This window comes from Escherichia sp. AM3 (assembly GCF_032029835.1).
In the GTDB taxonomy this organism is placed as follows: Bacteria; Pseudomonadota; Gammaproteobacteria; order Enterobacterales; family Enterobacteriaceae; genus Escherichia; species Escherichia coli.
Genome location: NZ_JAVUPQ010000018.1, coordinates 54,104 through 64,218 on the forward strand (window position 1 = coordinate 54,104; position 10,115 = coordinate 64,218).

General features: G+C 52.4%; 10 protein-coding genes and 2 tRNA genes. 8 read left to right on the forward strand and 4 right to left on the reverse strand.

Going from position 1 to position 10,115, the window contains the following annotated elements:
* Window positions 1-72: 72 nt before the first annotated feature.
* Genes srlD through srlA form a run of 4 tightly spaced genes read right to left on the reverse strand, consistent with a single transcriptional unit; the run spans window position 73 to window position 2,757 of the window.
* On the reverse strand, window positions 73-852 hold the full coding sequence (gene srlD / locus RTW80_RS09925; protein ID WP_001077351.1) for a sorbitol-6-phosphate dehydrogenase: 780 nt from the start codon (window positions 850-852) through the stop codon (window positions 73-75).
* A gap of 3 nt (window positions 853-855) precedes the next feature.
* Complete coding sequence (srlB, locus tag RTW80_RS09930; protein WP_000216210.1) at window positions 856-1,227, reverse strand: PTS glucitol/sorbitol transporter subunit IIA; 372 nt, start codon at window positions 1,225-1,227, stop codon at window positions 856-858.
* A 10-nt stretch (window positions 1,228-1,237) separates the two neighbouring features.
* Window positions 1,238-2,197 carry a PTS glucitol/sorbitol transporter subunit IIB gene (gene srlE, locus RTW80_RS09935; protein WP_000148868.1) on the reverse strand — a complete coding sequence of 320 codons (960 nt, stop codon included), beginning with the start codon at window positions 2,195-2,197 and terminating at the stop codon, window positions 1,238-1,240.
* Window positions 2,194-2,757 carry a PTS glucitol/sorbitol transporter subunit IIC gene (gene srlA / locus RTW80_RS09940; protein ID WP_000573321.1) on the reverse strand — a complete coding sequence of 188 codons (564 nt, stop codon included), beginning with the start codon at window positions 2,755-2,757 and terminating at the stop codon, window positions 2,194-2,196. The genes srlE and srlA overlap by 4 nt, the downstream gene beginning before the upstream one ends.
* A 255-nt stretch (window positions 2,758-3,012) precedes the next feature.
* Between srlA and mltB the strand changes: the two genes are divergently transcribed.
* From mltB to RTW80_RS09980, 8 genes are all read left to right on the forward strand, one after another.
* On the forward strand, window positions 3,013-4,098 hold the full coding sequence (gene mltB, locus RTW80_RS09945; protein WP_001300452.1) for a lytic murein transglycosylase B: 1,086 nt from the start codon (window positions 3,013-3,015) through the stop codon (window positions 4,096-4,098).
* A gap of 144 nt (window positions 4,099-4,242) precedes the next feature.
* Window positions 4,243-4,740 (forward strand): nicotinamide-nucleotide amidase, encoded by a 498-nt coding sequence (pncC, locus tag RTW80_RS09950; RefSeq protein ID WP_000132231.1) that lies wholly within the window; start codon window positions 4,243-4,245, stop codon window positions 4,738-4,740.
* A gap of 79 nt (window positions 4,741-4,819) precedes the next feature.
* On the forward strand, window positions 4,820-5,881 hold the full coding sequence (gene recA / locus RTW80_RS09955) for a recombinase RecA (protein ID WP_000963143.1): 1,062 nt from the start codon (window positions 4,820-4,822) through the stop codon (window positions 5,879-5,881).
* A gap of 68 nt (window positions 5,882-5,949) precedes the next feature.
* On the forward strand, window positions 5,950-6,450 hold the full coding sequence (gene recX / locus RTW80_RS09960; protein WP_000140508.1) for a recombination regulator RecX: 501 nt from the start codon (window positions 5,950-5,952) through the stop codon (window positions 6,448-6,450).
* A 127-nt stretch (window positions 6,451-6,577) separates the two neighbouring features.
* Window positions 6,578-9,208, forward strand: a complete 2,631-nt coding sequence (gene alaS, locus RTW80_RS09965; protein WP_000047170.1) for an alanine--tRNA ligase — start codon at window positions 6,578-6,580, stop codon at window positions 9,206-9,208.
* A 234-nt stretch (window positions 9,209-9,442) separates the two neighbouring features.
* Entirely contained in the window at window positions 9,443-9,628 is a 186-nt protein-coding gene (csrA, locus tag RTW80_RS09970; RefSeq protein ID WP_000906486.1) for a carbon storage regulator CsrA, read from the forward strand.
* A 315-nt stretch (window positions 9,629-9,943) separates the two neighbouring features.
* Window positions 9,944-10,036, forward strand: a tRNA-Ser gene (locus tag RTW80_RS09975).
* A 3-nt stretch (window positions 10,037-10,039) separates the two neighbouring features.
* Window positions 10,040-10,113: transfer RNA gene (locus RTW80_RS09980), tRNA-Arg, on the forward strand.
* The last annotated feature ends 2 nt before the right edge of the window (window positions 10,114-10,115 follow it).

A 10,115-nucleotide genomic window follows, 5' to 3' on the forward strand; every position in this document is an offset into this window, starting at 1 on the left:
AGGCCTGATGAGCGTAGCGCATCAGGCATTCTATTAGTCTCACGGAGATCCTTAACGGATCTCCGCTGTTGATCAGAACATCACCTGACCGCCGGTGACATTGATCGACTGACCAGTGCAGTACGACGCCTTAGGACTGGCGTAGAACAGCAGCATATTCAGCACATCCTGATAATCGCAGCCGCGTTTGAGCGGTACTTTATCGATGTAATACTGCTCGACTTGATCCGGTTTGATACCTAGCTTGGTCGCGTATTGTGGCAACAGCGACTGAAACATCGGCGATTTCAGCAGGTTACCCAGCATCAGTGAATGCACCGTAATGCCGTACTCTGCCAGATCCAGCGCCAGTGATTGAGTCAGCCCGACGCCACCAAATTTCGCTGCGCTGTAGCCAGAGTTGTGTTTGCTGCCCACTTTGCCGGATTTCGAGTTGATCTGAATAATGCGACCCTGAATCCCGTCGCGGATCATCAAACGCGAAAATTCACGGGCACACAGGAAATAACCCACCAGATTCACCTGTAGCGAACGGTCAAAATCGCCGAGCTGGAAGTCGCTGATAAAGGCTGCTTTTGCAATTCCGGCGCTGTAGACCAGCAAATCCACGCGACCAAAGATTTCATCTACCCCACGAGAGAGCGCCAGAACGCTTTGCTCGCTGGTGGCGTCAGCACCAAAACCATACGCTGTTCCTTCACCATATTCGGCGTTAATTTCTTGTGCCACATTTGCGGCTTTGTCGCTCTGAATATCGACAACCGCGACGCGATACCCCTCGGCAGCCAGACCGTGGCACAGGAACGCGCCTAAGGTTTGCCCACCACCGATGACAACGGCAACCTGATTCATTTTTTACTCCTTAACAGATTCAAACTTCAAAACCGATCCCGGCGCGATATCGTCGGGTACAGGGCCTGCCACATGGACAGTGCCCGGAAATTCCGCTTCGTTTAAACCATCGAAGCGCAGGGTGACATGACCCAGTTCGCGAAGGTTGTCTTCCGCCACGCTGCCAACAGCGGTCACCGGATAGCGATGCTGCCCGAGCGTAAATTGCAAACCGGGATGGAGTGCACCTTTCAACTCGCCGTGGCAATGAATGAAGCAATACTCTTCGAGGTCCGCTGGCGCGCCTTCACGAAAGGTGATGAGCATCTGGTCGCTGAGGGCGTCAGTGGCACTCGCGCCAATACGGGTGATGGTGGTCTGATAAATAACGGTCATGTTTCAGCCTCTATTGATAGATAAAACCGGAGACAAACCAGGCGATTAGTACAGTCGGTGCGCCGGTTAAAAAGCGGCTCACCAGTACAGAAGGGACACCGACGCGAACCGTGTCCTGACGGGCTTCCGCCAGCGACAAACCGACCGGGATGAAGTCGCAGGCCGCCTGCGCGTTGATGGCAAACAGTGCCGGTAAAGCCAGATGCGGCGGAATATTGCCGAGACCAATCTGCACGCCAATCAATACGCCGATAACCTGTGCGATAACTGCGCCTGGGCCGAGGAAAGGTGAAAGCAGCGGGAAGGAGCAGATGAGCGCCAGCATGACCAGACCCAGTGGATGGCTCGCCAGCGGAGCAAGACCGTGGGCAATCCAGTCACCAAGGCCAGAAGCCATAATGATGCCAATGAGCGCCGAAACGAATGCCATAAACGGCAGAATGGTTTTTAATACAGTGTCGATGGTGTCACGACCAGATTGAAACAACACGGCAACGGCAGAACCCATACTCATTCCCACCTTCGCCAGTAAACCATCGCTTTGTTCGGTGATTTTCTTGCTGGTGTCATAGTCACGGCCCACGGAAGAGGGGTGTGGTGTCGCATCACCCACTACAGTGATGTTTTCTTCTTTTACGCCAGAGACATAAATATCTTCCACAATGTACTGCGCCAGCGGACCGGACTTGCCCGTCGAGTGGATATTAATGGTGGGAATACGCCGTTTCGGATAGATGCCGCAGCGTAATGTGCCGCCACAGTCGATTACCGCAATGCCAATTTCCGCCTCCGCGGGTTCACCTTCTTTAAATCCGTCAATAGCCTGCCAGCCAGTAAGCTGTGCCAGTTTGTCAACAATCGCAGGCCGGGTACCGGCGGTGATATAGACGATTTTTTTGCCCGGCGTGGCTTTCAGCTCAAGCGGGCCGCCCCAGCCACCCGTTCCTTTTTCGATCCGAATATGCGTCATGATGTTGCTCCTGCCAGGTGAACTTTTTGTTCAAGTTGAATGCCCATCTTTTTCTCAAAAATGGCGGTGGTCAGATCGGTCACCCAGCCGCGGAAGAAGTTGGTGACCAGACCAACCAGCAGATAACTCACCGCCAGTGGGCCAAGTGGCAGGTTCAGCGTTGTCAGACCGCTGGCAATGCCAAGATAAACAAACAGTTCGCCAGGGTTGATATGGGGGAAGAGGCCATTCATTGAGTGGCAGCTATAAGAGGCCGCCGCGTAGTAGCTGGGTTTGTACTTTTCCGGCATAAAGCGACCCAGGCTTAAGGTCATCGGATTGCAAAAGACAAACGTGCCAATGCACGGTAACAGCAGGTAACGGGAAACAGGGTTACCGGCGCAACGTTGAGCAAAACGTTCAATACGATGCTGACCGATAAAATTAATCAGTGCGTTCATGATAACCAGCAGGCTAATCAACAGCGGAAGAATGCCGGTCACCATCCCGGTAAACACCTCTCCGCCCTTTTGGAACAGCCCGATAAACCACTCAGCACCATGAGTAATGGTTTCTATCATTGTTCTCTCCTTCAGGATTTATTGTTTTATTACCAAACGGCAACCTAATCTAATCAGATTGAAAGATTTAAAAGTGTTATTTTGATCGCAAAATGAAAGATAAATATTTTAATTTGAAAGTTTGAATAAAAGGATAGCGAGGGGAATGAGTTGAGTTATGTAAAGTCCGTATCGGGCAGTGACTACCGCTTTCTTGTGCGGGGCGTGATGCTTTACCATACTTGCCCCTGGTTGAATCTGTTAAATGGACCCCTCATGTTCAAGCGTCGTTATGTAACATTGCTTCCCCTTTTTGTGTTGCTTGCCGCCTGTAGCAGCAAGCCAAAACCTACTGAGACTGATACGACCACCGGAACGCCGTCTGGCGGCTTCCTGCTTGAGCCGCAGCACAATGTGATGCAGATGGGCGGCGATTTCGCTAATAACCCGAATGCCCAGCAGTTCATCGACAGAATGGTGAACAAACACGGTTTCGATCGTCAGCAGTTGCAGGAAATTCTCTCCCAGGCGAAGCGTCTGGATTCGGTACTGCGGCTGATGGATAACCAGGCACCAACCACATCGGTGAAACCGCCATCAGGTCCGAACGGCGCATGGCTCCGTTATCGCAAAAAATTTATTACGCCGGACAACGTGCAGAACGGTGTGGTTTTCTGGAATCAGTATGAAGATGCGTTGAATCGCGCGTGGCAGGTGTATGGAGTACCGCCGGAAATTATCGTCGGGATTATCGGCGTTGAAACCCGCTGGGGGCGCGTGATGGGGAAAACTCGCATCCTCGATGCGCTGGCAACGCTGTCGTTTAACTACCCACGCCGCGCGGAGTATTTCTCTGGCGAGCTGGAAACCTTCCTGTTGATGGCGCGCGACGAGCAGGACGATCCGCTCAATCTGAAAGGTTCCTTTGCCGGGGCGATGGGCTACGGACAGTTTATGCCGTCGTCTTACAAACAATATGCGGTAGATTTCAGCGGCGACGGGCATATCAACCTGTGGGATCCGGTTGATGCGATCGGTAGCGTGGCGAACTATTTCAAAGCGCACGGCTGGGTGAAAGGCGATCAGGTCGCGGTAATGGCAAACGGTCAGGCTCCAGGCTTGCCAAATGGCTTCAAAACTAAGTACAGCATTTCGCAGCTTGCCGCCGCAGGTTTAACGCCACAGCAGCCGCTGGGCAACCATCAACAAGCCAGCCTGCTGCGTCTGGATGTTGGCACCGGCTACCAGTACTGGTACGGTCTGCCGAACTTCTACACCATCACCCGTTACAACCACAGCACCCATTACGCAATGGCGGTCTGGCAGTTAGGACAAGCCGTGGCGCTGGCGCGAGTACAGTAGCTATTTACAAGAGGGGGGCGTGAGCTTCCCTCTGGCTAATCAGCTTTTTTCTGAATCCTCCTCGTAAAATTGCAACGCCAACACCATCTTCCTGACGAAAGTGCTATCTTGTCCGGCATAAATTTTTGACTGACAGAGGTTGTGATGACTGACAGTGAACTGATGCAGTTAAGTGAACAGGTTGGGCAGGCGCTGAAAGCCCGTGGCGCAACCGTAACAACTGCCGAGTCTTGTACCGGTGGTTGGGTAGCGAAAGTGATTACCGATATTGCCGGTAGCTCCGCCTGGTTTGAACGCGGATTTGTCACCTACAGTAACGAAGCCAAAGCGCAGATGATCGGCGTACGCGAAGAGACGCTGGCGCAGCATGGCGCGGTGAGTGAACCCGTCGTGGTGGAAATGGCGATAGGCGCACTGAAAGCGGCTCGTGCTGATTATGCCGTGTCTATTAGTGGTATCGCCGGGCCGGATGGCGGCAGTGAAGAGAAGCCTGTCGGCACCGTCTGGTTTGCTTTTGCCACTGCCCGCGGTGAAGGCATTACCCGGCGGGAATGCTTCAGCGGCGACCGTGATGCGGTGCGTCGTCAGGCTACTGCGTATGCATTGCAGACCTTGTGGCAACAATTTCTACAAAACACTTGATACTGTATGAGCATACAGTATAATTGCTTCAACAGAACATATTGACTATCCGGTATTACCCGGCATGACAGGAGTAAAAATGGCTATCGACGAAAACAAACAGAAAGCGTTGGCGGCAGCACTGGGCCAGATTGAGAAACAATTTGGTAAAGGCTCCATCATGCGCCTGGGTGAAGACCGTTCCATGGATGTGGAAACCATCTCTACCGGTTCGCTTTCACTGGATATCGCGCTTGGGGCAGGTGGTCTGCCGATGGGCCGTATCGTCGAAATCTACGGACCGGAATCTTCCGGTAAAACCACGCTGACGCTGCAGGTGATCGCCGCAGCGCAGCGTGAAGGTAAAACCTGTGCGTTTATCGATGCTGAACACGCGCTGGACCCAATCTACGCACGTAAACTGGGCGTCGATATCGATAACCTGCTGTGCTCCCAGCCGGACACCGGCGAGCAGGCACTGGAAATCTGTGACGCCCTGGCGCGTTCTGGCGCAGTAGACGTTATCGTCGTTGACTCCGTGGCGGCACTGACGCCGAAAGCGGAAATCGAAGGCGAAATCGGCGACTCTCACATGGGCCTTGCGGCACGTATGATGAGCCAGGCGATGCGTAAGCTGGCGGGTAACCTGAAGCAGTCCAACACGCTGCTGATCTTCATCAACCAGATCCGTATGAAAATTGGTGTGATGTTCGGTAACCCGGAAACCACTACCGGTGGTAACGCGCTGAAATTCTACGCCTCTGTTCGTCTCGACATCCGTCGTATCGGCGCGGTGAAAGAGGGCGAAAACGTGGTGGGTAGCGAAACCCGCGTGAAAGTGGTGAAGAACAAAATCGCTGCGCCGTTTAAACAGGCTGAATTCCAGATCCTCTACGGCGAAGGTATCAACTTCTACGGCGAACTGGTTGACCTGGGCGTAAAAGAGAAGCTGATCGAGAAAGCAGGCGCGTGGTACAGCTACAAAGGTGAGAAGATCGGTCAGGGTAAAGCGAATGCGACTGCCTGGCTGAAAGATAACCCGGAAACCGCGAAAGAGATCGAGAAGAAAGTACGTGAGTTGCTGCTGAGCAACCCGAACTCAACGCCGGATTTCTCTGTAGATGATAGCGAAGGCGTAGCAGAAACTAACGAAGATTTTTAATCGTCTTGTTTGATACACAAGGGTCGCATCTGCGGCCCTTTTGCTTTTTTAAGTTGTAAGGATATGCCATGACAGAATCAACATCCCGTCGCCCGGCATATGCTCGCCTGTTGGATCGTGCGGTACGCATTCTGGCGGTGCGCGATCACAGTGAGCAAGAACTGCGACGTAAACTCGCGGCACCGATTATGGGCAAAAATGGCCCAGAAGAGATTGATGCTACGGCAGAAGATTACGAGCGCGTTATTGCCTGGTGCCATGAACATGGCTATCTCGATGACAGCCGATTTGTTGCGCGCTTTATCGCCAGCCGTAGCCGCAAAGGTTATGGACCTGCGCGTATTCGCCAGGAACTGAATCAGAAAGGTATTTCCCGCGAAGCGACAGAAAAAGCGATGCGTGAATGTGACATCGACTGGTGCGCACTGGCGCGCGATCAGGCGACGCGAAAATATGGCGAACCTTTGCCAACTGTCTTTTCAGAAAAAGTTAAGATCCAGCGTTTTCTGCTCTATCGTGGCTATCTGATGGAAGATATCCAGGAGATTTGGCGAAATTTTGCCGACTGAACGCATACGGTATTTTACTTCCCAGTCAAGAAAACTTATCTTATTCCCACTTTTCAGTTACCAGCCCGGCGGTTAAGACACGCTGGAGCTGGTGGCGATATTTCGTTAGCTTGATTTCAGGATAATTATGAGCAAGAGCACCGCTGAGATCCGTCAGGCGTTTCTCGACTTTTTCCATAGTAAGGGACATCAGGTAGTTGCCAGCAGCTCCCTGGTACCCCATAACGACCCAACTTTGTTGTTTACCAACGCCGGGATGAACCAGTTCAAGGATGTGTTCCTTGGGCTCGACAAGCGTAATTATTCCCGCGCTACCACTTCCCAACGCTGCGTGCGTGCGGGTGGTAAACACAACGACCTGGAAAACGTCGGTTACACCGCGCGTCACCATACCTTCTTCGAAATGCTGGGCAACTTCAGCTTCGGCGACTATTTCAAACACGATGCCATTCAGTTTGCATGGGAACTGCTGACCAGCGAAAAATGGTTTGCCCTGCCGAAAGAGCGTCTGTGGGTCACCGTCTATGAAAGCGACGACGAAGCCTACGAAATCTGGGAAAAAGAAGTCGGGATCCCGCGCGAACGTATTATTCGCATCGGCGATAACAAAGGTGCGCCATACGCATCTGACAACTTCTGGCAGATGGGTGACACTGGTCCGTGCGGCCCGTGCACCGAAATCTTCTACGATCACGGCGACCACATTTGGGGTGGCCCTCCGGGAAGTCCGGAAGAAGACGGCGACCGCTACATTGAGATCTGGAACATCGTCTTCATGCAGTTCAACCGCCAGGCCGATGGCACGATGGAACCGCTGCCGAAGCCGTCTGTAGATACCGGTATGGGTCTGGAGCGTATTGCTGCGGTGCTGCAACACGTTAACTCTAACTATGACATCGACCTGTTCCGCACGTTGATCCAGGCGGTAGCGAAAGTCACTGGCGCGACCGATCTGAGCAATAAATCGCTGCGCGTAATCGCTGACCACATTCGTTCTTGTGCGTTCCTGATCGCGGATGGCGTAATGCCGTCCAACGAAAACCGTGGTTATGTACTGCGTCGTATCATTCGTCGCGCAGTGCGTCACGGTAATATGCTTGGCGCGAAAGAAACCTTCTTCTACAAACTGGTTGGTCCGCTGATCGACGTTATGGGCTCTGCGGGTGAAGACCTGAAACGCCAGCAGGCGCAGGTTGAGCAGGTGCTGAAGACTGAAGAAGAGCAGTTTGCCCGTACTCTGGAGCGCGGTCTGGCGTTGCTGGATGAAGAGCTGGCAAAACTTTCTGGTGATACGCTGGATGGTGAAACTGCTTTCCGTCTGTACGACACCTATGGCTTCCCGGTTGACCTGACGGCTGACGTTTGTCGTGAGCGCAACATCAAAGTTGACGAAGCTGGTTTTGAAGCAGCAATGGAAGAGCAGCGTCGTCGGGCGCGCGAAGCCAGCGGCTTTGGTGCCGATTACAACGCAATGATCCGTGTTGATAGTGCATCTGAATTTAAAGGCTATGACCATCTGGAACTGAACGGAAAAGTGACCGCGCTGTTTGTTGATGGTAAAGCGGTTGATGCCATCAATGCAGGCCAGGAAGCTGTGGTCGTGCTGGATCAAACGCCATTCTATGCGGAATCCGGCGGTCAGGTTGGCGATAAAGGCGAACTGAAAGGCGCTAACTTCTCCTTTGCGGTGGAAGATACGCAGAAATACGGCCAGGCGATTGGTCACATCGGTAAACTTGCTGCGGGTTCTCTGAAAGTGGGCGACGCGGTGCAGGCTGATGTTGATGAGGCTCGTCGTGCCCGTATTCGTCTGAATCACTCCGCAACGCACCTGATGCACGCTGCGCTGCGCCAGGTTCTGGGTACTCATGTATCGCAGAAAGGTTCACTGGTTAACGACAAGGTGCTGCGCTTCGACTTCTCACACAACGAAGCGATGAAACCAGAAGAGATTCGTGCGGTCGAAGACCTGGTGAACGCACAGATTCGTCGCAATTTGCCGATCGAAACCAACATCATGGATCTCGAAGCGGCGAAAGCGAAAGGTGCGATGGCGCTGTTCGGCGAGAAGTATGATGAGCGCGTACGCGTGCTGAGCATGGGCGATTTCTCCACCGAGCTGTGTGGCGGTACTCACGCCAGCCGCACTGGTGATATTGGTCTGTTCCGCATCATCTCTGAATCGGGTACTGCTGCAGGCGTTCGTCGTATCGAAGCGGTAACCGGAGAAGGCGCTATCGCCACCGTTCATGCAGACAGCGATCGCTTAAGCGAAGTCGCACATCTGCTGAAAGGCGATAGCAATAATCTGGCTGATAAAGTGCGCTCAGTACTGGAACGTACGCGTCAGCTGGAAAAAGAGTTACAACAGCTTAAAGAACAAGCTGCCGCACAGGAGAGCGCAAATCTTTCCAGTAAGGCAATTGATGTTAATGGTGTTAAGCTGTTGGTTAGCGAGCTTAGCGGTGTTGAGCCGAAAATGTTGCGTACCATGGTTGACGATTTAAAAAATCAGCTGGGGTCGACAATTATCGTGCTGGCAACGGTAGCCGAAGGTAAGGTTTCTCTGATTGCAGGCGTATCTAAGGACGTCACAGATCGTGTGAAAGCAGGGGAACTGATTGGTATGGTCGCTCAGCAGGTGGGCGGCAAGGGTGGTGGACGTCCTGACATGGCGCAAGCCGGTGGTACGGATGCTGCGGCCTTACCTGCAGCGTTAGCCAGTGTGAAAGGCTGGGTCAGCGCGAAATTGCAATAATATAAGCGTCAGGCAATGCCGTGGACTCGCTTCACGGCATTCGCATTAACGCTATCGACAACGATAAAGTCAGGTTGAAGTTGTGTATATCGGCTAAACTTAGGTTTAACAGAATGTAATGCCATGACTGCTTAGATGTAATGTGTTTGTCATTGCTTACTTTTTGGCGTTATATGATGGATAATGCCGGGATACAGAGAGACCCGACTCTTTTAATCTTTCAAGGAGCAAAGAATGCTGATTCTGACTCGTCGAGTTGGTGAGACCCTCATGATTGGGGATGAGGTCACCGTGACAGTTTTAGGGGTAAAGGGCAACCAGGTACGTATTGGCGTAAATGCCCCGAAGGAAGTTTCTGTTCACCGTGAAGAGATCTACCAGCGTATCCAGGCTGAAAAATCCCAGCAGTCCAGTTACTAATCTTTCCGCGTCTCATCTTTATCGGTGAGACGCACCCTCAAAATTTCTCCTTCACTCTATAGTCTTTTCGCTTTACTCCCGTTCATTCAACTTAAGTCTCCATTTTTTTGCATTACTACTATCTGTCAGACCTCCATTCTTCTGTTGATAAAACACTCTTTTTGACGTTTTTACAGACTAATTGAACGTGAAGTGTGCAAACGATAAAAGTGTAGGAAAAATTGTTTGACTTATAAGTCTCAGAAAGTAATATGTGCGCCACGCAGCGACGATGAGCGATAAACAAGTTCTTCGAAGCACTCGTAAGAGGCGTGTGGTGAGGTGGCCGAGAGGCTGAAGGCGCTCCCCTGCTAAGGGAGTATGCGGTCAAAAGCTGCATCCGGGGTTCGAATCCCCGCCTCACCGCCATTTGCATCCGTAGCTCAGCTGGATAGAGTACTCGGCTACGAACCGAGCGGTCGGAGGTTCGAATCCTCCCGGATGCACC